This is a genomic window from Paraburkholderia nodosa (genome assembly GCF_001718195.1).
In the GTDB taxonomy this organism is placed as follows: Bacteria; Pseudomonadota; Gammaproteobacteria; order Burkholderiales; family Burkholderiaceae; genus Paraburkholderia; species Paraburkholderia nodosa_A.
Window position 1 is genome coordinate 280,124 of the sequence record NZ_MCNV01000007.1, and the last position, 25,042, is coordinate 305,165.

Consider the following 25,042-nt stretch of genomic DNA (forward strand, 5'->3'; position numbering starts at 1 on the left):
ACGCGCTAAGCGCGAATTACATCTTCACGACGTCGAGCAGCGACTTCTTGCCCGACTTGTAGTTGTACAGCGAGATCACACCGTGCTTGAGGTCGCCCTTCGAATCGAAGGTCGTCTCGCCAATCACGCCCTTGTAGTCCGTCGTCGGCATTTCGGCGAGGATCTTTGCCGGATCCGTCGAGTTCGCACGCTTCATGGCGTCGACGATGATGTACACAGCGTCATACGTGAACGGTGCGTAGATCTGGATCGGCTGGCCGAAGCGCTTCTCGAACTTGGCTTCGAATTCCTTGCCGCCCGGCATCTTTTCGAGCGCCATGCCGGCTTCCGAACACACGATGTTGTCGGTCGCGTCGCCGGCGAGGTCGGCCAGCTTGTCGGTACAGACGCCGTCACCCGCGAGCACCTTCGCGCGCAGGCCAAGCTGCTTGGCTTGCTTGGCGAACGGGCCGCCGGTGGCATCCATGCCGCCGTACATGATCGCGTCGGGGTTTTCGCCCTTGATCTTCGTCAGAATGGCGCGGAAGTCCACGGCCTTGTCGTTCGTCGCGTCATGCGACAGCACGTTCATGCCGAGCGACTTGGCGGTCTTCTCGAACTCGTTCGCGAGACCCTGGCCATAAGCCGTCGAGTCGTCGACCACGGCAACGGTCTTGACCTTCAGGCTCTTCGCCGCGTAGTTCGCGAGCGCCGGGCCCTGCTGGGCGTCGGTCGCCACGACACGGTAGGTCGTCTTGAAGCCTTGTTGCGTGTAGGCCGGGTTCGTGGCCGACGGCGAGATCTGCACGATGCCTGCATCGCTGTAGATCTTCGATGCCGGGATCGACGTGCCCGAGTTCAGGTGGCCGACGACGGCAACGACCTTGTCGTCGACGAGCTTCTGCGCGACCTGGGTGGCCGTGCGCGGGTCAGCTGCGTCGTCTTGTGCGTCGAGCACGAGCGTGACCTTCTGGCCGCCGACCATGAGGCCCTTCGCGTTGATCTCTTCGACTGCGAGACGTGCGCCGTTTTCGTTGTCTTTACCGAGGTGCGCAATCCCACCCGTAAGCGGCGCGACGTGGCCAATCTTGACCGTAACGTCTGCGCTCGCTGCCGTTGCGAACGACGCGAACATAATGGCCGCAGCGCTGATCGGCAACAGCTTGTGAAGCTTGATAGTCATGTAAGTCTCCAGTTTCGAACCCAAAAGCTACGTAATCGCCCAGTGCTCCCGCGCCCCGAACGTGTCGCTCCCCGTGCGGACGACCACGCAGGATGCATCCTTGATGCACCTGGCCAGCATGGCGAATGGTCCGTTCATGGCGGGCCGCCCATCCATACTTGCGCGCAAGTGTAGGTGATCAAATTAATTTGGGGGACTTTTTTCAGATATTGGTGCGAGTACCAATATGCGTACTGCAAGAACAGTTCGAAACCCTGATCAATCGACCGCAAGCCTTATGTAATAAGGCATCCGGACTTTGGATCCAATTATTGGGAGATTCCCTGAGGGGTCCCGCGCGAATCGTTTTTTGGATTATTTGACGGGAGTTATTGGTGTGTTAGCGCACGCGTTCCGGGAATACACCAGGGTGCCGTGCGACCATATGAAAACCCCTCCCATTCGCGATAACGTTTGCGAGTCGCACGGACGCCCGGAACGCACTTTTTTGCGCGTGCCGGTTCAAGTAAGCATTCGATTAATTTTGCACGCCGATGCGTTGCGGACTCGCCTCTCATGCGGCTACCTGCCTCACGCGTCGTGACTCAGTTTGCCGGGTAGTTTGCCTGACACAGCACGCCATTCGGCATCGAGCGCAGCGACGATTTGCGCGGCGCCGAGACCGGCCTCGCGCGTACGCGAAAGCGGTGCGCCCTGCCCCGACCACAGCGACAGATAATCGCCGTCGTTCTCGCGCGCCGCGCGCTGCCGCAACGGCTGCGTGAGCGCGTTTTGCACGGGGTACGGCGCGACCGTCTCGGGCCGAGCCTCGAGCTGCTGCATGAGCGGATTGCGAATGCCGCGCGCGTGGCGTCCGGTGATTGCGCGCGTGACCGAGGTCGCGGTATCCGTCGACGCACGCAGCCGCGCCTTCCAGTCAGCGGGAATCGCACTTTCGGCACTGCCGAGAAACGCGGTGCCCATCTGCACGCCTTGCGCGCCCAGCGCGAGCGCCGCGACGATGCCGCGCCCGTCCATGATGCCGCCCGCCGCCAGGACCGGGAGGCCGACCGCACCTGGTGCATCGACCGCATCGACGAGTTGCGGCACCAGTGCCATCGTGCCGATGAGCGCGTGCGGCGCCTCGCCGATGAACGTGCCGCGGTGCCCGCCCGCTTCGGCGCCTTGCGCGACGATCGCATCCGCACCCGCGTCGCGCCACGCGATGGCTTCGGCCACGTGGGTGGCCGTGCCCATCACGTAGCTTCCCGCCGCATGCAGGCGCGCGACGTCGGCCTTGGCCAACAGGCCGAACGTGAAGCTCACCACCGGCACGCGCAGTTCGATCACCGCGTCGAGTTGCGCGCGAAAGTCGGGCGCGTAACGTGCGAGCGCCTCACCGGGCGGCAAACCGTGCTGGGCCGCCACCGGATCGATCGCTTCGAGCGCGCGGCGCACCGTGGCTTCGTCGGGATTCGCAGGGTCGAGCACGAAGAGATTCACGCCGAACGGCTTGTCGGTAAGCGCGCGAATCGCGGCGACTTCGCTCGCGATCTTTTCGGGTGCGAGCGCCGCCCCGGCGAGAAAACCGAGCCCGCCCGCGTTCGACACCGCCGCGACGAGCGCGGGCGTGGTCGGGCCGCCCGCCATCGGCCCCTGCACGAGCGGCAGGCGCAAACCGAAGCGGCGGCTGAACGGCGTGGAAAAGTCGGGCGACGTGCGCAACGCGGGAGTAGAACTCATGAGGCGATCCTTGTATGGCTGAATGAGCGATGACGATGCAATCGCTACCGACTCTAGCCAAAGCCCTCCTGCCCGAAAAATGAATAATCGAGATCATTACGATCCGCTTGCGAGAACGGGTTTTCCGTGGCGTGCGCTGCAGAGGTCCAAGGGCCTATGGCAAACTGGCTCCCCGATTTCGCGATGCGCCGCGGGCAGTGTGCGAGCCGCCTGCCTGAGCGCTGCGGCGCGTCGCATGACTCATTGATGAAGACGGAGAAACAACATGAGCGTTTCGACCAAATGGATCGACATTCCCGCCGGCAATGACAGCTTCGGCGCGTACCTCGCGCTGCCCAGGGGCGGCAAGGGTCCGGGCATCGTCATCCTGCAGGAGATCTTCGGCGTGAACGGGCACATCCGCGACGTCGTCGAGCAATATGCGCTCGACGGCTACGTGGCGATCGCCCCCGACGTGTTCTGGCGCGCGGCCCCTCGCGTCGAGCTCGACTACGTGGGCGCGGACCGCGATCGCGGCATCGCGCTGATGCAGAAGACGGACGTCAACCTCGTGGTCGAGGACATCGCCGCGACCGCGGCTGCGCTGCGCGCGCTGCCCGAGTGCACGGGCAAGGTCGCGGCGATCGGCTACTGCTTCGGCGGCCGTCTTGCCTACCTCGCGGCCGCCAGCGGTTCGGTGGATGCGGCGGTGTCGTACTACGGCGGCGGTATCCAGAATCAGCTCGATCTCGCCGACAAGGTCACCAAGCCGATCCTCTTCCACTACGCCGAACTCGATCACGGCATTCCGCTTTCGGCGGTGGGCCAGGTGAAGGAGCGCTTCGCGGGCCGCCCGAACGCCGAGTTCCACCTGTACCCGAACGCCGATCACGGCTTCAACTGCTCGGTGCGCGCCTCGTACAACCAGCACGCTGCGGCGCTCGCGCACGGCCGCACGTTGAGCTTCCTGGCCGAGCATCTGTAATACCCTTCGGGCGGCGACGACGGTTGTCGCCCGGCCGTCGTTGCGCACGCCTTGCTGCATCGATGCGCGCGCAACGACAAACCCCGCAGGCGCGCCGCCCGCTTACACTCCTTGCGTAGCCGTATCGCTCAAGCCCGGCCCCAACCCGACGACGAGGAGTGCGCGCCTTGCAATCCGACTATCTGGAATACGACGCCATCGGCCTCGCCGATCTCGTGCGACGCCGCGAGGTGAGCGCGCGCGAGCTGCTCGACACCGCCATCGCCCGTGCGGAAGCCGCCAATCCCGCGATCAACGCCATCGTCCTCAAGGACTATGAAGCGGCGCGCGAGCGCGCGCGGCGCATCGAGGCCTCCGGCAACGGCGTGAGCGCGCTGAGCGAAGGGCCGCTCGCGGGCGTGCCGTTTCTCGTCAAGGACCTCGGCGCGGCCGTGGCCGGGCTGCGGATGACGCTCGGCAGCCGTCATTACCGCCACTACATTCCCACCGCCGACGCGCCCGTGGTTGCGCGGTTTCGCGCCGCGGGCCTGAATATCTTCGGCAAGACCAGCGCCTCGGAGCTCGGGCAGATGCCCTATACCGAACCCGAGCTGTTCGGCCCCTGCCGCAACCCGTGGAACCTCGATCACACGCCCGGCGGCTCGAGCGGCGGCGCGGCCGCCTCGGTCGCGGCGGGCATCGTACCGCTCGCGCACGCGTCCGACGGTGGCGGTTCGATCCGCATTCCGGCGTCGTGCTGCGGGCTCTTCGGCTTCAAGCCGTCGCGCGCGTTCCAGCCGGCGTCCGACGTGCCGCCCCCGCCCGGCGCACTCGGCGTCGATCTCGCCGTATCGCGCAGCGTGCGTGACAGCGCGCTGATGCTCGACCTGATCGCCGGCGACCCCGCGTTGCCTGCCGGCGCGCCCGGCACCTTCCTCGCCGCCGCGCGCGCCCCGCTCGACGGCTCGAAGCCGCTCGCCATCGCGCTGTTGACCGAGCCGATGTTCGCGGACACACTCGCGCCCGAAGTGCGCAGCGCGCTCGACGATGCCGCCGAACTGCTCACGTCGCTCGGCCATCGCGTGGAGCCGTTTTCGCTGCCCGTGGATTACGCACAGGCGCGCGAGGCGTTCCTGATGCTGTGGTCGGTGGTGGCCGAGCAGTACGTGCTGCACGCGGACGACATCACGGGCACGAAGCCGCACCGCCGGGAGTTCGAGATCGCAACCTGGGCCATGGCGCACATCGGCCAGAAGCTCGGCGAGCGCGAGCTGCCGGCGGCGCTCGACGTACAGCAGCGCATCACGGCGCAGCTCGCCGACCTGATGAAGCGCTACGACGTGCTGCTGTGCCCGACGCTCGCGGCACCGCCGGTGAAAATCGGCGAACTGAAGCCAAGCCAGAGCGAGCGCATCCAGATGCGCGCGGTCACGGCCATGCCGGTGGAAGTGCTGATGAGAAAGCTGCTGACCGAAGCCTCGAACAAGGCATTCGCGTGGGCCGGCTGCACAGAGCTTTTCAACCTGACGGGCCAGCCGTCGATGTCGGTGCCGCTCGCGTGGAACGCTCGTGGGCTGCCGATCGGCGTTCAGTTCGCCGCGCGCGAGGGCAACGACGCATTGTTGCTGCGCCTCGCGGCGCAACTGGAGGCGGCGCGCCCGTGGTTCAACCGTCGGCCGCCGCTGCTGCAGGCGCGGCGCTAGCGCGCCTGCGCTTTCATGAAGAACGTGCGCGGACGGGCAGGCATGTGGGCTACGCCCTGCACCACCCGCGCCGATTCGTTACGCCTTCTTGTTATAAGCGCTGCACCAGCCCTTGCCCGCGACCTGCTTGCCGCCGAACATCGGGCACGGCGCGAACGCGTCGGTGGCCTTGCCCTGGTAGAACGTGCAGTTGCTGCAGTCCTGGCCGGCGGCGTACTTCGCGAACTTCGCTCGGTCGACCTTGGTCGCGTCGAGCTTGTAGCCGAGCGCCTGGGAGGTGGGATCGGATTCGGCAGCCTTGGGCGCGTCGGCGAAGGCCTGGCGCGAAAGCGCGAGCGTCGAAGCGACGCCGATGCTCGTAATCAGAAAGCTGCGGCGGGACGATTTCATGTGACTCACTCCAGTATTGTGGCGATTCGTTCGCTGGGTTTTCGCGCGGCGCCAGGGTGTGGCGCGTGCCGCGCATGCCTCTGAGCCGCTCTGGTGGCGGCGTCGCGAAGAAGCTTAACAACGAAGCAAGCCCCGGTGACGCTGCAATGCCGGAGATAAGTGAGCGGCATGATGCCGCTCGGCGGAAGAAGGGCCCAAAGCCCGATCAATCGAACGAAGCCATCTCGCACACGCGCTGTGCGATCGCCAGTGAAGCCGTGAGCCCCGGCGACTCGATGCCGAACAGGTTCACGAGGCCGCGCACGCCGTGCGACGCCGCGCCCTGGATCATGAAGTCGGCGGCGGGTTCGCCCGGCCCGGAGAGCTTCGGGCGGATGCCCGCGTAAGCGGGCTGCAGTGCGCCATCGGGCAGCGCCGGCCAGTAGGTGCGGATCTGCGCGTAGAAGGAATCGGCGCGGCGGGGATCGACGTCGTAATCGACCGCATCGATCCATTCGACGTCGGGGCCGAAGCGCGCCTGGCCGCCCAGATCGAGCGTGAGATGCACGCCGAGGCCCGCGTCGTTGGGCATCGGATAGATGAGGCGCGAGAACGGCACCCGACCCGAAACGCTGAAGTAATTGCCGCGCGCCAGATAGAACGGCGGCACATGGCGCGCGTCGAGCCCGCGAATGCGTTTGGCGAGCTTCGTCGCATAGAGGCCTGCGCTATTGATGACGCAGGTGGCTCGAATGTCGATCGGCGCGTCGCCGCCGGTTCGCACCGTGAAGCCGCCGCCCAGCGCATCGATCGACTCGACCGGCGACTTCAGCGCGATCACGGCGCCGTCGCGCTCCGCGTCGCCTTGCAGCGCGAGCATGAGCTGATGGCTGTCGACGATGCCGGTTTGCGGCGAGTACACGGCCGCGACGCATTCGAGCGCCGGTTCGAGCGCGAGCGCCTCGCTGCCGCTGATACGCGTGAGGTCGAACACGCCGTTTTCCTTGCCGCGCGCCCGAATCGCCTCGAGTTGCGGAATCTGGTTCGCCGCCGTGGCGACGAGCAGCTTGCCGCAGCGCGCGTGCGTGACATTGTGCGACGCGCAGTACTCGTAGAGCATTTCGCGCCCGCGCACGCACAACGTCGCCTTGAGCGAGCCGCGCGGATAGTAGAGCCCGGCGTGAATCACCTCGCTATTGCGCGAACTGGTGCTGGTGCCGATGGCCTCGGCGGCTTCGAGCACGATCACCTCGCGCCCGCGCGCGGCAAGCGCACGCGCAACGGCGAGGCCGACCACGCCCGCGCCGATCACCACGCATTCGATCTGGTCCATGTCCCTGCGTCCCGCCTTCGCAGCGCCGGCAGGCAAGCCGGCCGCACCGCGATCCTCTCTGCCATGGGGTGGGCAGCGCACCACGCGCGCCGCCGCCTGACAAAAATTGTACGCCGCCCGGCGGGGAGGCTACGCCAGACTCTCGCAAGGAAAGAGCGGAAGGGAACAGAGCAGGGCTGTCGGCGCGCAGGCGCCGAAGCGTCAGTTGGCGACGTTGTGTGCGCGGAAAAAGCCCGCGGCCTGCTCGCGAGGCGCGGTATAGCCGCCCATCGCGTATTGCTGCGGATAAGCCGGCGAATTCGGGTCCAGACTCAGTTCACCGTGAGCACGGGCGCTGGCCAGCTCGGCCTTCACCTCGGCACGCGTCTTCGGGGCGTTCGTGGCGACCGCCGCGACGGGAAGCGATTGAACCGCCGGCGTCGCCGCATCGCCGCCGGCGAATGCGGGCGCAGTGGCAAGAGCGGTGGCGGCGCTGACCAGCAGGACAGCAAGCGTAACGGACTGCTTCATGGCGATGCTCCTTCGAGACGATGCCCGGCAAGCTTTGCAACCGATGCTGGCCAGCCGGCGGAATCCGGACAACGCGATGGGCGCGTGGAAGCCAGTGTAAACACGGGCTATCGAAAAACCATCCCGATAAGGAACAAGTCAGCGTTGCAGCCACGACAACAGTTTTCGACAAAACACCCCAAGTTATTTATGTTTGTTGCGCTTCAATAATCAATCACTCGGCGCGCGATGGTTGAAGCGCGCCTGCCGCGCCCCCATCTCCCATGAACCGCTGCGGTCCGGCGTTTGCGAACCCGGTATAGGATCGATGGTCAGAACGTACCCGCCCCGCCGTAGCGTTGCCGACACTGTCGCCTCGCGCGGCGCCGTGCACGGAGCCACCTATATGAAGTTGTGGAAACATTGCCTTGCCCTGCTGCTCTTGGCCGCCCTCGCCGGAACGAGCGTGTGCGCGCTGGCGCAAACAACGGCGCAGCCGGCTTATACGACGCCTTCGGAGCCGCCCATCCTGCCGGGCACGCAAGCGCCGGCGGAGCCACCTCCGCCTCCCCCGCCGCCGACCTCACGCGCCGTGACGCCACCGCCCCCGCCGCCGCCCACTGCACCAGCCGGGACCGCCGGTGCGCCCGCTCCTGTCACGCAGGGCGCTGTCCAGTGGGAGCTGCAGGTGATGCGCGACGGCCAGCAAGTCGACGCGTTCAATGGCACGACCTCGATCGGCCAGGCGCACACGGACACGCATCACAAGGTCGTCTCGCACCGCGTGGGCTGCAAGGATCAGCCGGCCGGCAGCATCGATCTCTCGCGCACGATCACCGTTTCGCCGCTGCAGGTTCGTGCGAACCTGGTGGTCCTGTCGGTCGACGCGCAGGAAACCCTCGAGAACGACACCGTGCCGACTACGCCCGAAGGCTGCCGGCTGCCACCGCAGCCGCGCCAGGTGAACGCGAGCCACCCGGGCCTGATCGTGCCCGATGGGCAGTGGGTGACCTGGCAGATCGTCGACCAGAACCCCTCGCTTGCGTACCGGGTACGCGCAACGCTCGCGCCGCCGTCCGCATCCGCACAGTGACCGCAACAATTCAATGCACGACCCGGCGTGACCCAATCCGTTAGAAAAAAACGCATGCGAAATCCCGAACAACCGCTCATCGACACCTCACTGAGCAAAGACTTCGTCGCCGTGAGCTGGAATCTGCACAAGGGCCGCTCGCCGCTGGGCTTCGAGGCCTGGGAGGCGATGCGGCGCTGGGTGCAGTCCACCCATGCCGACGCCTGGTTTCTCCAGGAAGCGATGGCCCGCCGCTTGCCGCAGCCGGTGCTCGCCTCGGCCTTCGGCGCGCAGCTGGGCGACCCGCTCGACGACGTCTGGCACTGCCAGGCCACCGAAATCGCCACCGCGCTCGAATTGCAGATCGCCCTCGGGCCCAACGTGTTCAAGCCTTCATGGCGGCACGGCAATGCGATTCTTTCGCCGCATCCGCTCGATCTGGGCGGACGCTGGGACATTTCTGCGCACCGCTTCGAGCGGCGCGGGCTGCTCGTTGCGCGCGCAAACATAGCCGGCCAGTCCGTCACGCTGCTGTGCGCGCACCTCGCGCTCACCCGCAGCGCGCGGCTGCGGCAGATGAACTGGATCGCGCACTGGATCGTGAAGGAGGCGCCGCAGGGGCCGCTCGTGCTGGCGGGCGACTTCAACGACTGGCGCAACGACTCCGTGCCGCTCTTCGCGGAGCATGGGCTGCAGGAAGTCGCGACGCTGCTCGGCGAGCCGGCGCGCACCTTTCCGGCCTTTTCGCCGGCGCTCGCGCTCGACAAGATGTTCGTCCGGGGCCTCAAGCCCGTCGAGCTGATCCAGCCCGCGCAGGAGACCGCCTGGCTCTCCGATCATCTGCCGTACATGGCGCGCCTGCGGCTCGAAGACTGACGCACTACGCAGTAGTGGCGGCGCGCGGCTTCCACCGAAGCATCCGCGCGACACTCCCCCGATCGCGGCCCGCGGCGCGTGCAAGCCCGCGCTAATATGTCGCGTCGCGCGCGCCGCGCGTTTCGTCAGGTCTCCTCAGATGCATTCCCTCGCCACGCTGTCTCGCGCGCCGCGGCGCACGGTCGCAGCACCGCTGCAGCATCGAAAGTGGCGCCATTACGCGCGCATCGGTGCCTAAAACCCGCGCCGAAACAGCCCCGCCAGCAGGGTCAATGCTGCGGGCTGTCAGACCTTCCGGTATCATTTAGCGGAAAATTCGCACAAGCCGATCGCGTTTTCGCAATCCGGCGCGTGCCGCCAGCAGCAGGAGAACCCGCTCTCGCGGGTCCTGGCAAGCTCCGCTCCGGCCCGCGAGGCCGGGTGAAGTTTGACCCGCCGCCCCCTTTTGCCGTCGCCAGCCGTCCCCGCGAAAGCGTGTTGCGCCCGCGCGCGGACGCCAGCACACCGCCGCAGCGAGCCACCCTCCCTTGCCGCGCAGCGGACCCAACCCGGTCCAGGCAGATCGACAAGCAGGATCGACCGGGTCCTTGCGGCGCGAGCGCGGTAAAATAGCGGATTGCGCCCCGTTCGCAGCGGGGCAAACTGGCAAAACAACAGGGACTTGCCTGCCGTGGCGTAAAGCCAGGCCGACGGGTCCCGGGCATATCGTCAAAGCTACGCTGTACTGGACAGCAGGCCGGCAGGATCGCCGCAGTCAGGCGGCGCTTGTTTCGCACTTCAGGAACCATGAGCAAATTCACCGAAGAAACCGTTCTGAGCGTCCATCACTGGACCGACACGCTTTTCAGCTTCACCTGCACGCGCGACCAGGCCCTGCGTTTCGATAACGGCCAGTTCACCATGGTCGGCCTCGAAGTGGACGGCAAGCCGCTGATGCGCGCGTACTCGCTCGCGAGCGCGAACTACGAAGAGCATCTGGAGTTTCTGAGCATCAAGGTGCCGGACGGCCCGCTCACGTCGCGCCTGCAGCACCTGAAGATCGGCGACAAGGTGCTGATCGGCAAGAAGCCCGTCGGCACGCTGGTGGCCGACAACCTGCTGCCCGGCAAGGTGCTGTGGCTGCTCTCGACCGGCACGGGCCTCGCCCCGTTCATGTCGATCATCAAAGACCCGGACATCTACGACCGCTTCGACAAGATCGTGCTCACGCACACCTGCCGTTTCGTCGACGAACTCGCGTACAAGGACTTCATCACCGAAGAACTGCGCGAGCATGAATACCTCGGCGAGATCGTGCGTGAGAAGCTGGTGTACTACCCGACCGTCACGCGCGAAGTGTTCGACAACCGCGGTCGGATCACCGAGCTGATCGACACGAAGAAGCTGTTCGAAGACCTCGATCTGCCGTCGTTCTCGCCCGAGCGCGACCGCATCATGCTCTGCGGCAGCACGCACATGCTGCGCGACACCGTCGATCTGCTGGAAAAGGCCGGCCTCACGGAAGGCAGCAACAACCAGCCGGGTCACTACGTGGTGGAAAAGGCGTTCGTCGGTTAAGCGCCCACCTCAGGTCGCTCGCGACAAGAAGAACCGGAGCCTCGTGCTCCGGTTTTTTTTCGCCTGCGCATTTTTAATTGGCCCTGTATTTTGTCGTTGACGCAGTTACAGTTGTCACACAAATGCGATACCTTTCCTGTCAGTATTTTTCCTACAGGACAAAGCGCTGCGACCTCATGCTACACCTGAAGTTTGGCCGCTAACCCTTGTCCAGCCTGAAGTTTTTCTTTTTTTAAGATATTATCGCAACGCAACATTGGACACACTCATACGTGTCCAGGGGCAGAGCCATGTTGTTACTGGTTGTAAATTTCGTTACGCTGCGCCGTGCTGTTCGCCGTCACGCGGGGAGGCCAAATCCCGACGGACGTCTGACAGCAGGAACCGGTTCCTGAACGGGGGAATGATGGATACGTCGAGATACGCCGCGCCGAACGCGCGCACGCCCGCCGGCGATGCGCCGCGCGCCGCTCATGGCGTCGACGGCCTCGCCCTCCTCGCCTGGTCCGCTGCCGCCGACGAGGCGGTCACGGTGGCCGCGCTCGAAGGCCTCGAGCGCGCACATCGGCAGATTGCCGCGCCAGCGCGCGGCGCACGCCGCCGCGCGAGCCGCACGCTTGCCCACGGCAGCGCCGCCCAGTCCATTCACGCCGACGAAGCCGTGCGCCACCAGCTCGCGCGCGACCTGCACGACAGCGTCGGCGCGGAACTCGCCGCCACGCACTTCGCGCTCGCCAACGTCCACACCTGGCTGCCCGCCAATGCCCCGCCGCAATGCGCCGAGGCGCTCGCGCTCGTCGCCCGCTCGCTCGAAGCCGCCACCGGCGCAATGCGCCAGGTGCTCGACGGCCTGCACGCGCCGCACCTCGACGCGGGCCTGGCACCGGCGCTCTCGTCGTGGGTGCACAGCTTCGCAGCGCGCACGGGCCTCGCCGCAAGCGTAGCCGGCGCCGGCGACGACGCGCGCCTTGCCCGCCTGCCCGCCGAGGCCGCGCTCGCCGTGTTCCGCGTCGCCCAGGAGGCGCTCGCCAATGTGGCGCGCCACGCGCAGGCCACGTGCGCCGAGGTGCGGCTCGAAAGCACGGCGCGCCACCTCACGCTCACCATCGCCGACGACGGCATCGGCCTCGCGCGCGCCGCGGGCCGCACGCGCCGCAGCCTGACGAACGGTCATGGCGACGACAGCACGGACAAAGGCGCGAGCCGCTCCGGCCACTACGGCCTCGCCGGCATGCGCGAGCGCTGCGCCGCCTTCGGCGGCTCGCTGCGCGCCGTCAAGGGCGGCATCACGCACGCGCACCACGACGACGCACTGCAGGAAGCCGCCCCACGCGGCACGACCGTGCGCGCGCGCTTCGCCTGGGACGCGCTGCTCGGCGCCGCCCATTCCGCCTCGCCCCTCCTCATGAAACAAGGCGCCCGCTCATGACCCATCGCATCCTGCTCGTCGATGACCATGCCGTCGTGCGCCAGGGCGTTCGCCAGTTGCTGCTCGACCGCGGCATTGCCACCGAGGTGATCGAAGCGCAAACGGGCGCCGAGGCGCTGGCCGCGATCGCAAAGCATGTGTGCGACGTGGTCCTGCTCGACATCTCGCTGCCGGACATGAATGGCGTGGAGGTGCTCAAGCGCGCCAAGAAAAAGGCGCCGCGCGTGCCAGTGCTGATGTTCTCGATGTATCGCGAGGATCAATACGCGGTGCGCGCGCTGAAGGCGGGCGCGGCCGGCTATCTGTCGAAGACGGTGGACGCCGCGCAGATGATCTCCGCGATCCAGCAGGTCGCCGCGGGCCGCAAGTACGTCAGCCCGGCCATGGCCGAAGCACTCGCCGACTACGTGCTGGTGGACGGCGAGCAACTGCCGCACGAGAAGCTCTCGGACCGCGAATACCAGACGCTGTGCATGCTCGCCTCGGGCAAGCGTCTCACCGACATCGCGCACGCGCTCTCGCTATCGGTGAAGACGGTGAGCGTCTACCGCACGCGCCTGCTCGAAAAGATGAAGCTCACCAATAACGCCGAGCTGACCTTCTATGTGATGAGCAACCGGCTCGTCGACCTTTCGCCTACCGTCAACGCCTGACGTTGCGGCGCCCCTGCGGCATCAAGGCGGCCTTTCGCCACAACCCGTTGATCCGGAAATGAATCTCGCCGTTTGCGCGGGTCCCCGCAAGGATCGCGCGCGGGCGTCGCGGATTGCGGCGGAATCGTCCGCGTCGAACGAACGTTTCCGACCCTGCTCGACCGGTCTCGCGCGCGAGTTCCGCTAAAATTTAGGGTTTCCCCCAAAGGCATCCGGCACGCGAAGCCGGCGCAGGCGGGCGTAGGTCAATCATGGGTCAACCACGGGTCAACCACCGCTCCAGCTCCTCGCCTTCGCGCGTTTTACGTGGAGTTCCCCGCCAAATGTCCCTCTTTCGCAAGAAGAACGTCGAGCACATGTTGCAGGCAAGCGCCCAGGGCGCCGGCCTGAAAAAAGCACTCGGCGCACTCGACCTCACCTTTCTCGGCATCGGCGCGATCATCGGCACCGGCATTTTCGTGCTGACCGGTACCGGCGCCGTGCAGGCCGGCCCGGCGCTCATGATCGCGTTCCTGATCGCGGCCGTGGCCTGCTGCTTCGCCGCGCTCGCCTACGCCGAATTCGCCTCGACCATTCCCGTGGCCGGCTCGATCTACACCTATTCGTACGCCACGCTCGGCGAGCTGGCCGCGTGGGTGATCGGCTGGGACCTGATGCTCGAGTACGGGCTCGCCACTTCCGCGGTCTCGGTGGGCTGGTCGGGCTACCTGCAGTCGCTGCTTTCGGGCTTCGGCCTCACGCTGCCGGCCGCGCTCTCGGCCGCGCCCGGCGCCGTGCCCGGCGTGCACACGCTCTTCAATCTGCCCGCCTTCCTCGTGATGATGGCGATCACGGGGCTGCTTTCCGTGGGCGTGCGCGAATCCACGCGCATCAACAACATCATGGTGGCGATCAAGGTGACCGTGGTGCTGCTCGTGATCGCCGTGGGCGTATTCCACGTGACCCCCGCGAACTGGCATCCGTTCATGCCCAACGGCTGGCGCGGCGTGTTCGGCGCCGCGGCGGTGATGTTCTTCGCGTTCATCGGCTTCGACTCGGTGTCGTCCGCCGCCGAGGAAGTAAAGAACCCCAAGCGCGATCTGCCCATCGGTATCATCGCCTCGCTCGCGGTGTGCGCGGTGCTCTACGTCGCCGTGGCGGCGGTCGTGACCGGCATCGTGCCCTCGCCGCGCTTCGCCCATGTCGGCCACCCGGTCTCGTTCGCGCTGCAGGTGGCGGGCGAAAACTGGGTCGCGGGCTTCATCGATCTGGGCGCCGTGCTCGGCATGCTCACCGTGATCCTCGTGATGAGCTACGGCCAGACCCGCATCATCTTTGCGATGTCGCGCGACGGTCTCTTGCCCGCGAAGCTCTCGAAGGTGCATCCGCGCTTCGCCACGCCGTTCTTCACGACCTGGCTCGTCGGCATTTTCTTTGGTCTGATCGGCGCGCTCGTGCCCCTGAACGTGCTCGCCGAACTCATCAACATCGGCACGCTCGCCGCCTTCTCGATGGTGTCGATCGCCGTGCTCGTGCTGCGCCGTACGCACCCGCACCTGCCGCGCGCGTTCCGCTGCCCAGGTGTGCCCGTGGTGCCGATTCTCGCGGTCGCTTCGTGCCTGTTCCTCATGATCAATCTCCAGCCGCTCACGTGGGTCGCGTTCCTGGTCTGGACCGCGTTCGGCCTCATCGTCTACTTCGGCTACTCGCGTCGCCATTCGCGTCTCGCGCACGCACCGCACGAGCACGTGCATCACGACTGATGCGCGTGATCTCGCGGTGACTCATCGCTGCACTGCAACGCAAAGGCCCGCCCAAGTCATCGAGGCGGGCCGTTTTTTTTGCAGGCCGCAAGCATTCTGGAGGGTAAAACTCCGCGCAGCGAAATTCGGCAAATTGTGCTTTACTGTCCGGGCGTCACCCCAGGCTTCACTGAACAGCAAGGCACCAGCCGGACCCAGATTCCGCTCCACCCGCAATGGTTCGATCCGCCCGAAGCGCCCCGCGTGGTTTGCGTGGCGCCGTGCGTTGCGCGCGCAAAGAGGCGCAATGCGTTAGACGGGCGAGTTTTCCCACGGGCGGTTATGGCGGTCGATTCAGTGTAAAAAAGCGGGCCCAGGCAGGTCTCTATCCCATCATCTGGCATGGGACCGGAGCCACACGCAGCGCCGTGCTCCGGTCGACATTGGAGACAATCAATGGCGATCAGTATTAGCCTCACGGTCAACGGCGCGCCCGTGACCGCCGAGGTCGAACCTCACACGCTCCTCGTCCAGTTCCTGCGCGAACAGCAGCGTCTCACCGGCACGCACGTCGGCTGCGATACTGCCCAATGCGGGGCCTGCACCGTCCACCTGAACGGCCGCGCGATCAAGTCGTGCAACCAGCTCGCGGTGCAGTGCGACGGCATGGAGGTGACGACGATCGAAGGCCTCGCGAAAAATGGCGAGCTGCATCCCATGCAGACCGCGTTCCGCGAATGCCACGGCCTGCAATGCGGTTTCTGCACGCCCGGCATGGTGATGTGCGCGACCGCGCTCGCCGCCGCCAATCCCGACCTCACGGAAAGCGACATACGCGAAGGACTCGACGGCAACTTCTGCCGCTGTACGGGCTATCACAACATCGTGAAGGCCGTGGCCGCGGGCGCGCAGGCAATGCGCACCGGCGCCCCCGCTGCCGCCACGACGGCGTGACTCGGGAGGCCACCATGAACGCACCCGAACCCAATCGCATGATCGGCGCACCCGTCAAGCGCAAGGAAGACTTCCGCTTCCTCACCGGCGTCGGCCAGTACACCGACGACGTCGTGCTGCCCGCACAGACCTACGCCGTATTCGTGCGCTCGCCGCACGCCCATGCGCGCATCAAGCGCATCGACGTCAACGCCGCGAAGGCCTCGCCCGGCGTCGTGGCGGTCTTCACCGGCGCGGACCTCGCCGCGGAAAACGTGGGCGGCCTGCCGTGCGGCTGGCTCATCCACAGCATCGACGGCACGCCCATGAACGAGCCGCCGCATCCCGTGATCGCGCACGAGAAAGCGCGCCACGTCGGCGACCAGGTCGCACTCGTGATCGCCGATTCGGTCAAGGCCGCGAAGGATGCCGCCGAACTGGTCGAGGTCGATTACGAAGAGCTGCCTGCCGCCGTCGACACGGCGCACGCCGCCGACGCCGGCCAGCCTCTCGTGCACGACGGCGTGCCGAACAACACCTGCTACACGTGGGGCCACGGCGACAAGGCCGCGACCGACGCCGCCTTCGCACAGGCCGCGCACGTGACGACGCTCGACATCGTCAACAACCGGCTGATACCGAACGCCATCGAGCCGCGCGCCGTGAACGCGAGCTACTCGCAGCACGACGACAGCTACATCGTGTACGTGGCGAACCAGAACCCGCACGTCGAGCGCCTGCTGATGGCCGCGTTCGTGCTCGGGCTGCCGGAAACGAAGCTGCGCATCGTCGCGCCCGACGTGGGCGGCGGCTTCGGCTCGAAGATCTTTCTGTATGCCGAAGATGTCGCGCTCACGTGGGCCGCGAAGAAAATTCGCCGGCCGGTGAAGTGGACCGCCGAACGATCGGAGTCCTTCGTTTCCGATGCGCACGGCCGCGACCACGTGACCAAGGCCGAACTCGCCCTCGACAAGGACGGCAAGTTCCTCGCCATGCGCGTGCACACCACGGCGAACATGGGCGCGTATCTCTCGACGTTCGCTTCGAGCGTGCCGACCATCCTCTACGCCACGCTGCTCGCGGGCCAGTACACCACGCCCGCGATCTACGCCGAGGTGAAGGCCGTGTTCACGAACACGGTGCCCGTGGATGCGTACCGCGGCGCAGGGCGTCCGGAAGCGACCTACGTGGTCGAACGTCTCGTGGAGACGGCCGCGCGCGAGATGAACATCGACCCGGCCGAAATCCGCCGCCGCAACTTCATCACGAGCTTCCCGTATGCCACGCCCGTTGGCCTCACCTACGACACGGGCGACTACGAAGCCTGTCTCGGGCGCGCACTGGAGCTCGCCGACGTGAAGGGCTTCGCCGCGCGCCGCGACGCATCGAAGGCGCAGGGAAAACTGCGCGGTCTCGGCTACTCGTGCTACATCGAGGCATGCGGGCTCGCGCCGTCGAACATCGCGGGTGCGCTCGGCGCGCGTGCGGGCCTCTTCGAAGCCGGCGAGGTCCGCGTGAACCCGACCGGTTCCGTCACCGTGTTCACGGGCTCGCACAGTCACGGCCAGGGCCACGAGACGACGTTCGCGCAAGTCGTGGCCGATCGCCTCGGCGTGCCGATCGAACAGGTCGAGATCGTGCACGGCGACACGGGCCGCATTCCGTTCGGCATGGGCACCTATGGCTCGCGCTCGATCTCGGTGGGCGGCTCGGCCATCATGAAGGCGCTCGACAAGATCGAGGCGAAGGCGAAGAAGATCGCCGCGCACATGCTCGAAGCGGGCGCGGAGGACATCGAGTTCGCCGACGGCGTGTTCCGCGTCGCGGGCACCGACCGCACGAAGACCTTCGCGGAAATCTCGCTCGCCGCGTACGTGCCGCACAACTATCCGCTGGAGACGCTGGAACCCGGCCTCGACGAAAGCGCGTTCTACGATCCGACCAACTTCACCTATCCGTCGGGCGCGTATCTCTGCGAAGTCGAAGTCGATCCCGAGACGGGCGAGACGCGCATCGAACGCTTCACCGCGGTGGACGATTTCGGCAACGTCATCAACCCGATGATCGTCGAAGGCCAGGTGCATGGCGGTCTCGGCCAGGGCATCGGCCAGGCGATGCTCGAGCAGTGCGTGTACGACAACGAGAGTGGCCAGTTGCTCTCCGGCTCGTACATGGACTATGCGATGCCGCACGCGTCGGATGTGCCTTCGTATACGGTCGAAACCGCGAAAGGCACGCCGTGCACGCACAATCCGCTCGGCGTGAAGGGCTGCGGCGAAGCCGGCGCGATCGGCTCGCCACCCGCCGTGATCAACGCAATACTGGACGCACTCGCGCCGCTAGGCGTGAAGGACCTGCAGATGCCGGCCACGCCGCATCGTGTATGGCAAGCGATCCAGGCCGCGCAGGCCACTTCACAACCTTGAGCGGAGGCGCTCCATGTACGCATTCGACTATCAGCGCGCCAGCGACGCGCAAGGCGCCGTGAAAGCCCTCGCGGCCGACGCCGACGCCAAATTCCTCGGCGGCGGCCAGAGCCTGCTCGCGGCGATGAAGCTGCGGCTCGCCCAGCCCACCACGCTCGTGGACGTTACGCGCATTCCCGAGCTGAAAGCCGTGCAGGTGGACGGCAAGGTGGTGAAAGTGGGCGCGGCCGTGTGCCATGCCGACGTCGCCGAGAACGCGCAGATCCGCAACACGCTGCCGGCACTGGCGGACCTCGCGGGCATGATCGGCGACCGCCAGGTGCGCGCGCTCGGCACGCTCGGCGGCTCGCTCGCGAACGACGATCCGGCCGCCGACTATCCCGCGGCGGTGCTCGCGCTGAACGCGACGGTGGTGACGGACCGGCGGCGCATCGCAGCGGACGACTTCTTCCTCGGCATGTACGAAACGGCGCTGGAACCCGACGAGCTGATCGTGTCCGTCGAATTCCAGGTGCCCGAACGCGCGGCCTACGAGAAGTTTCGCAATCCGGCCTCGCACTTCGCGCTCGCGGGCGTGTTCGTCGCAAAGTACGCCGGGGAGGTGCGTGTGGCGGTCACGGGCGCCGGGCCTTCGGTATTTCGCGCGGGTGCGCTGGAAAGCGCACTGAAGACGAACTTCGCGCCCGAAGCCGCACGCGCGGTGAAGATGCCCGCCGACGACCTCAACACCGACCTGCACGCGAGCGCGGCCTATCGCGCGCACCTCATCCCGGTGCTCGCGGCGCGCGCGGTGGCGAAGGCCAACGGCTAGGCTGGTCCCGAGGGCGAGCGCTTCCAGGTGAACATGGGAGCGCTCGCCGCCTTTGATTCGCGTTGCCAGAATCCCGCATGCAATCCGCCTCGATCGACGACACCCTCGCACAACTCGAAGCGCGCGGCTATTTCGCGAGCCGCGAACTCGCCACGGCGCTCTTTCTTGCGCTGCGCATGGAACGCCCGCTGTTTCTCGAAGGCGAGCCGGGCGTGGGCAAGACCGAACTCGCGAAGGCCGCGGCGGCGATGCTCGGCACGACGGTCTTGCGCCTGCAATGCTACGAAGGACTCGATACAGCCAGCGCGCTGTACGAGTGGGACTATCCGCGCCAGATCATGGCGCTGCGACTGGCCGAAGCCGCCGGCGAAAGGCCCCGCAACGACACGCTCTATCGCGACGAATTTCTGCTCAAGCGCCCGCTGCTCCAGGCGCTGCAACCCGACCCGCAAAACCCGGGCGCGCGCCGCGTGCTGCTGATCGACGAAATCGACCGCGCCGACGAGCCGTTCGAAGCCTTCCTGCTCGAGCTCCTTTCGGACTTCCAGGTATCGATTCCCGAATACGGCACCGTGCGCGCGAGCACGCCGCCGCTCGTCGTGATCACGTCGAACCGCACGCGCGAAGTGCACGATGCGCTCAAGCGGCGCTGCCTTTATCAATGGCTCGGCTACCCGGACCGTGCACGCGAACTCGCGATCGTGGCCGCGCGCGCGCCTGAAACCGCCGCGGATTTGCAGCAACGCGCCGTGGCGTTCGTGCACCAGTTGCGCACGATGGATCTCTTCAAGGCGCCCGGCATTGCGGAAACGATCGACTGGTGCCGCGCGCTTAGCGCGCTCGCCGTGACGGAACTCGATCCGCAGTCGGTGCAGGACACGCTGGGCGTGCTGCTGAAGTACCAGGACGACCTCGCGCAGCTCGACGCGCAACGCATCGCGCAAACGCTCGCGCTCGCGGAGTGAGGACGATGCCCCGCGCCACATCGCCCGCCGCCATGCCCACGCTCGCGCCCGTGTTCGCGCGCAACGTCGTGCATTTCGTGCGCATGCTGCGCGGCGCGGGCCTGCCGATGTCGCCTTCGCGCGCCGTCGACGCGATCGACGCGCTGCGCCACATCGACCTCGGCCGCCGCGACGACGTGCATGCGGCGCTCGCCGCGCTCCTCACGAGCGCGCCCGACGAGCGCGAGATCTTCGACGCGGCGTTCGCGCTGTTCTGGCGCGATCCGGATTTCGAAGGCAAGCTGCGCGCGCTGCTGCTGCCGAAGGTGCAAGGCGGCGTGCCGCCGCCGCGCCGCAACAACCGCCTCGCCGACGCGCTCGCGGCGCGCCCTGCCCATCGCCCGGGCGCGAAGCCACCGCCCTCGCACGAAGAACACGAGTTGCGCGCACACGCCACGTTCAGCGCCGAAGAGCGCTTGCGCCAGCGCGACTTCGATACGCTCACCGCCGACGAATGGCGCACGCTGCGCCACCTGATCCGCGCACGCCGCCTGCCGCTCGCCACCGTTCGCACGCGGCGCCTGAAGGCATCGTCGCGCGGCACCCACGCCGACCTGCGCGCGAGCGCGCGCCATGCGGTACGCGCGGGCGGCGACTGGACCGTGTGGAAATATCGCGCGCCGGTGGAACGCAAGCTGCCGCTCGTGCTGCTGCTCGACATTTCCGGCTCGATGAGCAGCTACTCGCGCGCGGTGCTCTACTTCTGCCATGCGTTGCTGCAATCGCGCGAACGCCTGCAAGTGTTCCTGTTCGGCACGCGCCTGACCCACGCCACGCGCGCGCTGCGCGAACGCGACCCCGACGTCGCGCTCGCCCAGCTCGCCGCCCAGGTCGCGGACTGGTCCGGCGGCACGCGCATCGGCGCCACGCTTGCGGAATTCAACCGCCGCTGGGCGCGCCGCATGCTCGGAGGGCGCGCGACAGTGCTGATCGTCACCGACGGGCTCGATCACGATGAATGCGGTCTGCTCAGCGAAGAGATGGCGCGCCTGCACCGCTTCGCGCATCGCGTGATCTGGCTCAATCCGCTCTTGCGTTACCGCGATTTCGCGCCCAAGGCGCGCGGCGTGCAGGCGATGCTGCCCCACGTCGACGCGCATTACCCCGTCCACAATCTCGACAGCCTCGAAGCGTTTGCGCGCAGCTTGTGCGAAGCCGCGCCGATCGGGCCCGCGCCTCGTGCAGCAACGCATCTGGCGACTCATCTGCCAAAACCGGCACGCGCATTGCATACTCTTGCGGCGCGCCCGGCACAAGGAGACACACGATGGAGCTGACCGAAAGCCACACGCTGCCGGTGCCGCAACAGCGCGCCTGGGAAGCGCTCAACGACACGGCGATCCTCAAGGCGTGCATACCGGGCTGCGAAAGCATCGAAGCCGACGGTGAGAACGCCTACGCCGTCGCGCTAACCGCCGCGGTGGGCCCGGTGAAGGCGCGCTTCAAAGGCCGCATGCAGCTCGCCGATATCGACGCGCCGAACAGCTACACGATCGTCTTCGAGGGCCAGGGCGGCGCCGCAGGCTTCGGCAAGGGCGACGCGCACGTGAAGCTCGAATCCGCCGGCGACGAATCGACCACGCTCACCTACACCGCGAACGCCCAGGTGGGCGGCAAGCTCGCGCAGATCGGCTCGCGGCTCGTGGATGGCGCGGCGCGCAAGATCGCCGGCGAGTTTTTCAAGCGTTTCGGGGAACAGCTGGGCGGCGGCCCGCAGGAAAATACCGACGAGACGGCGGAACCCGCCGCGGGCGACGCAGAAGGCCAGCCGCAAGGCGAAGGCGCAGAGGAAACACCGAAGAGGAAACGATCATGGACAGCGTGGATCTCGAAGTCCTGAAATCCAGCGTGCGCTGGCTCGACGCAGGGCACCGCGCGCTGCTGGTCACAGTGGTGAAAACGTGGGGCTCGTCGCCGCGTCCCGAGGGCGCGATGCTCGTGGTGCGCGGCGACGGCCTCGTGGTCGGCTCCGTGTCGGGCGGCTGCATCGAGGACGATCTGATCGACCGCGTGCGCCGCGAAGGCGTGACGATCGGGAAGCCCGAAGCCGTCAAATACGGCATCACGGCGGAAGAGGCGCATCGTTTCGGACTGCCGTGCGGCGGCACGATCCAGCTCGTGCTCGAACCGCTCTCCGAAGCCTCGGGCATTCGCGAACTGCTCGAAACCGTCGAGCGCGGCGAACTCGTTGCGCGCACACTCGACATGGCGACCGGCCGCGCCACGCTCGGCCCCGCGAAAGCGACCGATGGCGTGGACTTCGACGACGTGCGCCTGCTCACGATCCACGGGCCGCGCTACCGCATGCTGGTGATCGGCGCGGGGCAACTCTCGCGCTATCTCTGCCAGATCGCGGTGGGGCTCGATTACCAGGTGACGGTGTGCGACCCGCGCGAGGAATACACCGACACCTGGGACGTGCCCGGCACGGCGCTCGTGCGCACCATGCCCGACGACACGGTGCTCGACATGAAGCTCGACGAACGCTGCGCCGTGATCGCGCTCACGCACGACCCCAAACTCGACGACCTCGCACTGATGGAGGCGCTCAAGACGCCCGCGTTCTACGTCGGCGCGCTGGGCTCACGGCGCAACAACGCGGCGCGACGCGAGCGGCTCAAGGAGTTCGACCTGAGCGAGGCGGAACTCGCGCGGCTGCATGGGCCGGTGGGCATTTACATCGGCAGCCGCACGCCGCCGGAAATCGCGGTGTCGATCCTCGCGGAGGTCACGGCGGCGAAGAATGGCGTCTCGCTGCCGACCATTCTCCAGGTGGAAGGCGCAAAGGCCGCGCGCGAACACGCGGCAGGCGCGGGATCGACGTGCGACGTGTGAGGCCGCTGCGCGGCCGCCTTCACGCGTGAGGTGAGCGCCCGTCGTCGTCTGTCTCGCGCTCGTGTCACTACTATGCCCCCCAAAAAACTGCGGGCCGCGACTTTCGTCGGCGGCCCGCAATAGGGTGTTTCTGGCGGGCGGCTTGCGCCGCCTCGCTTCACCTGAGCGTCACGGCATCAGCCGAACAGCTTCATCGCCTGCGTGAGCGTGTTGGTCACGCCCCACACGAGCGGCACCAGCACGTAGAGCCAGAAGATCGCCATCAGCGTCTTGTTCGACGATTTCGGGGCAGCTTGGGTAGACATTGCGCGTTCCTCCTTATTTACCGGCGGCGAGTTGCGTCTCGCTCATGTGATGCTTCGCGTCCACGCGGCGCACGAGCAGGTTGCAGATGAAGCCGACCACGAGCAGCGAGGCCATGATGTGCACGGTCATCGTGTACGCATCGGCCTTCGCCACGCCGTGTGCGACCTGATACGCACGCACGTAGTTCACGAGCACCGGGCCCGCCACGCCTGCCGCGGCCCACGCGGTGAGCAGACGGCCGTGAATGCCGCCGACGAACGCCGTGCCGAACATATCCGCGAGATACGCGGGCACGGTCGAAAAGCCGCCGCCGTACATCGAGAGAATCAGGCAGAACGCGAGCACGAAGAACACGATGTTGCCGCTCTGCGCGAACTGCGGCACCGCGTAATAGAGCACCGCGCCGAACACGAAGAAGATGAAGTAGGTGTTCTTGCGGCCCACCCAATCGGAGGCCGACGCCCACACGAAGCGGCCGCCCATGTTGAAGAGCGAGAGCAGGCCGACGAAGCCCGCCGCCGCGCCGGCGCTCACGGTGTCCTTGAAGCTTTCCTGGATCATGACCGAGGCCTGACCCAGAATGCCGATGCCGGCCGTCACGTTGAGGAACAGCACGAGCCAGATCAGGTAGAACTGCGGCGTCTTGAGCGCCTGGTCGATATGCACGTGCTGGTTCGACACGAGTTTCTTCGCCACGACGGGCGGGGTCCAGCCCGCCGGCTTCCAGTCCGGCGCGGGCACGCGGATGGTGATGGCGCCGATCGTCATCGAGATGAAGTAGGCCACGCCGAGCACCACGAAGGTCTGGGCGACGCCCACGCTCGTGTCGCTCGCGAAATGCTTCATCAGCATGACGGAGAGCGGTGCGGCGATCATCGCGCCGCCGCCGAAGCCCATGATCGCGAGGCCCGTTGCCATGCCGCGGCGGTCGGGGAACCAGCGGATCAGCGTCGAAACCGGAGAGACATAGCCGAGCCCGAGGCCGATGCCGCCGATCACGCCGTAGCCGAGATAGAGCAGCGCGATCTGATGCAGATACACGCCGAGCGCGGAAACGAGGAAACCGCCGCCAAAGCAGCACGCCGCGGTAAACATCGTGCGGCGCGGGCCCACGCGTTCGAGCCACTTGCCGCCGAACGCGGCGGAAAGGCCGAGAAACACGATGGCCAGCGAGAAAATCCAGCCCAGCGTGGTGAGCGACCAGTCATCGGCCGCGGACTGCGTAATGCCGATCACCTTCGTGAGCGGCGCGTTGAACACGGAAAACGCGTAGGCCTGGCCGATACACAGATGCACGGCCAGCGCCGCGGGCGGCACCATCCAGCGCGAAAAGCCCGGCGGGGCGATGGTCGCCTCTTTGGAAAAGAAAGGTGCGCTTTGCGCACCGCGCGTCGAATCTGCAACGCTGCTCATGGGATCTCCCGAATCGACCAGAGGTTGAGAGCGCGGGGTAAGCGCTCGCTCTGGTCCCATCCAAAATGGCTGTTGGTAGGCGTGGTCTTTCGTGCTCTTTACATGCGCAAACGCATAGAACACTTAATTGCCGCTTGACGGCTGCACGAACCTTAGTCCCCAACCGCCTCCTTGGCAATATGAGGTAAACATACATATGCCCTACAACGGCCCGCGCGCCGCCGTGTTTCCTCGATTGTTGCGTGCGCAGCAAATCGGTGGGGGGACCTATGACGCCGCGGAGAA

The 25,042-nt window shown here is 66.7% G+C and carries 22 protein-coding genes; 15 read left to right on the plus strand and 7 right to left on the minus strand.

The genetic code is table 11. From position 1 onward, the window contains the following. Window positions 1–16 precede the first annotated feature (16 nt). Together BFD71_RS15460 and BFD71_RS15465 are read right to left on the minus strand one after the other, a co-directional pair. Entirely contained in the window at window positions 17–1,162 is a 1,146-nt protein-coding gene (locus BFD71_RS15460) for a branched-chain amino acid ABC transporter substrate-binding protein (protein ID WP_069265205.1), read from the minus strand. Window positions 1,163–1,732: 570 nt separating this feature from the next. After that, the gene (locus BFD71_RS15465; protein WP_069265206.1) at window positions 1,733–2,884 is read right to left on the minus strand and encodes an NAD(P)H-dependent flavin oxidoreductase; all 1,152 of its coding nucleotides are present in this window, start codon (window positions 2,882–2,884) and stop codon (window positions 1,733–1,735) included. Between the two features lie 265 nt (window positions 2,885–3,149). On the opposite strand from BFD71_RS15465, the gene BFD71_RS15470 reads away from it, so the two are divergent. After that, on the plus strand, window positions 3,150–3,848 hold the full coding sequence (locus tag BFD71_RS15470; RefSeq protein ID WP_069265207.1) for a dienelactone hydrolase family protein: 699 nt from the start codon (window positions 3,150–3,152) through the stop codon (window positions 3,846–3,848). A gap of 167 nt (window positions 3,849–4,015) precedes the next feature. Then, window positions 4,016–5,530 carry an amidase gene (locus BFD71_RS15475; RefSeq protein WP_069265208.1) on the plus strand — a complete coding sequence of 505 codons (1,515 nt, stop codon included), beginning with the start codon at window positions 4,016–4,018 and terminating at the stop codon, window positions 5,528–5,530. 78 nt (window positions 5,531–5,608) lie between these two features. Here the strand turns inward: BFD71_RS15475 and BFD71_RS15480 are convergent, their stop codons facing one another. The 3 genes from BFD71_RS15480 to BFD71_RS15490 all read right to left on the minus strand — a co-directional run bounded on the left by BFD71_RS15480 (window position 5,609) and on the right by BFD71_RS15490 (window position 7,742). Beyond that, window positions 5,609–5,920: a high-potential iron-sulfur protein gene (locus BFD71_RS15480; RefSeq protein ID WP_069265209.1), complete on the minus strand. Its 312-nt coding sequence runs from the start codon at window positions 5,918–5,920 to the stop codon at window positions 5,609–5,611. A 205-nt stretch (window positions 5,921–6,125) separates the two neighbouring features. Then, window positions 6,126–7,232: an NAD(P)/FAD-dependent oxidoreductase gene (locus BFD71_RS15485; protein ID WP_069265210.1), complete on the minus strand. Its 1,107-nt coding sequence runs from the start codon at window positions 7,230–7,232 to the stop codon at window positions 6,126–6,128. Window positions 7,233–7,433: 201 nt separating this feature from the next. Then, entirely contained in the window at window positions 7,434–7,742 is a 309-nt protein-coding gene (locus BFD71_RS15490; RefSeq protein WP_069265211.1) for a DUF4148 domain-containing protein, read from the minus strand. Window positions 7,743–8,313: 571 nt separating this feature from the next. On the opposite strand from BFD71_RS15490, the gene BFD71_RS42170 reads away from it, so the two are divergent. From BFD71_RS42170 to BFD71_RS15555, 13 genes are all read left to right on the plus strand, one after another. Beyond that, window positions 8,314–8,814, plus strand: a complete 501-nt coding sequence (locus tag BFD71_RS42170) for a hypothetical protein (RefSeq protein ID WP_370684282.1) — start codon at window positions 8,314–8,316, stop codon at window positions 8,812–8,814. Between the two features lie 54 nt (window positions 8,815–8,868). Beyond that, entirely contained in the window at window positions 8,869–9,669 is an 801-nt protein-coding gene (locus BFD71_RS15500; protein WP_069265212.1) for an endonuclease/exonuclease/phosphatase family protein, read from the plus strand. Window positions 9,670–10,455: 786 nt separating this feature from the next. Then, on the plus strand, window positions 10,456–11,226 hold the full coding sequence (locus tag BFD71_RS15505; protein WP_069265213.1) for a ferredoxin--NADP reductase: 771 nt from the start codon (window positions 10,456–10,458) through the stop codon (window positions 11,224–11,226). 406 nt (window positions 11,227–11,632) lie between these two features. Next, on the plus strand, window positions 11,633–12,655 hold the full coding sequence (locus tag BFD71_RS15510) for a sensor histidine kinase (protein WP_083245292.1): 1,023 nt from the start codon (window positions 11,633–11,635) through the stop codon (window positions 12,653–12,655). Further along, window positions 12,652–13,308, plus strand: a complete 657-nt coding sequence (gene rqpR / locus BFD71_RS15515; RefSeq protein ID WP_069265214.1) for a response regulator transcription factor RqpR — start codon at window positions 12,652–12,654, stop codon at window positions 13,306–13,308. The genes BFD71_RS15510 and rqpR overlap by 4 nt, the downstream gene beginning before the upstream one ends. Window positions 13,309–13,631: 323 nt before the next feature. Next, window positions 13,632–15,050 carry an amino acid permease gene (locus BFD71_RS15520; RefSeq protein WP_069265215.1) on the plus strand — a complete coding sequence of 473 codons (1,419 nt, stop codon included), beginning with the start codon at window positions 13,632–13,634 and terminating at the stop codon, window positions 15,048–15,050. Between the two features lie 435 nt (window positions 15,051–15,485). After that, entirely contained in the window at window positions 15,486–15,983 is a 498-nt protein-coding gene (locus BFD71_RS15525; protein WP_069265216.1) for a (2Fe-2S)-binding protein, read from the plus strand. Between the two features lie 14 nt (window positions 15,984–15,997). After that, entirely contained in the window at window positions 15,998–18,388 is a 2,391-nt protein-coding gene (locus BFD71_RS15530) for a xanthine dehydrogenase family protein molybdopterin-binding subunit (RefSeq protein WP_069265217.1), read from the plus strand. A 13-nt stretch (window positions 18,389–18,401) separates the two neighbouring features. After that, window positions 18,402–19,199 (plus strand): FAD binding domain-containing protein, encoded by a 798-nt coding sequence (locus BFD71_RS15535; protein ID WP_069265218.1) that lies wholly within the window; start codon window positions 18,402–18,404, stop codon window positions 19,197–19,199. A gap of 77 nt (window positions 19,200–19,276) precedes the next feature. Then, window positions 19,277–20,164, plus strand: coding sequence for an AAA family ATPase (locus BFD71_RS15540; RefSeq protein ID WP_069265219.1), 888 nt, complete (start codon window positions 19,277–19,279; stop codon window positions 20,162–20,164). Between the two features lie 5 nt (window positions 20,165–20,169). Beyond that, window positions 20,170–21,480, plus strand: a complete 1,311-nt coding sequence (locus tag BFD71_RS15545; RefSeq protein ID WP_256094737.1) for a vWA domain-containing protein — start codon at window positions 20,170–20,172, stop codon at window positions 21,478–21,480. Then, a complete protein-coding gene (locus BFD71_RS15550) occupies window positions 21,471–22,043 on the plus strand; it encodes a CoxG family protein (RefSeq protein WP_069265220.1) in 573 nt (190 codons plus the stop codon). The genes BFD71_RS15545 and BFD71_RS15550 overlap by 10 nt, the downstream gene beginning before the upstream one ends. After that, on the plus strand, window positions 22,016–23,038 hold the full coding sequence (locus BFD71_RS15555; RefSeq protein WP_069265221.1) for an XdhC family protein: 1,023 nt from the start codon (window positions 22,016–22,018) through the stop codon (window positions 23,036–23,038). Before BFD71_RS15550 ends, BFD71_RS15555 begins: the two co-directional genes overlap by 28 nt. Window positions 23,039–23,214: 176 nt before the next feature. Here BFD71_RS15555 and BFD71_RS15560 read toward each other — a convergent pair whose 3' ends face one another. Both BFD71_RS15560 and BFD71_RS15565 read right to left on the minus strand, forming a co-directional pair. Continuing rightward, window positions 23,215–23,343: an MFS transporter small subunit gene (locus BFD71_RS15560; protein WP_069265222.1), complete on the minus strand. Its 129-nt coding sequence runs from the start codon at window positions 23,341–23,343 to the stop codon at window positions 23,215–23,217. A 13-nt stretch (window positions 23,344–23,356) separates the two neighbouring features. Further along, entirely contained in the window at window positions 23,357–24,757 is a 1,401-nt protein-coding gene (locus BFD71_RS15565) for an L-lactate MFS transporter (protein WP_069265223.1), read from the minus strand. Window positions 24,758–25,042: the final 285 nt, after the last annotated feature.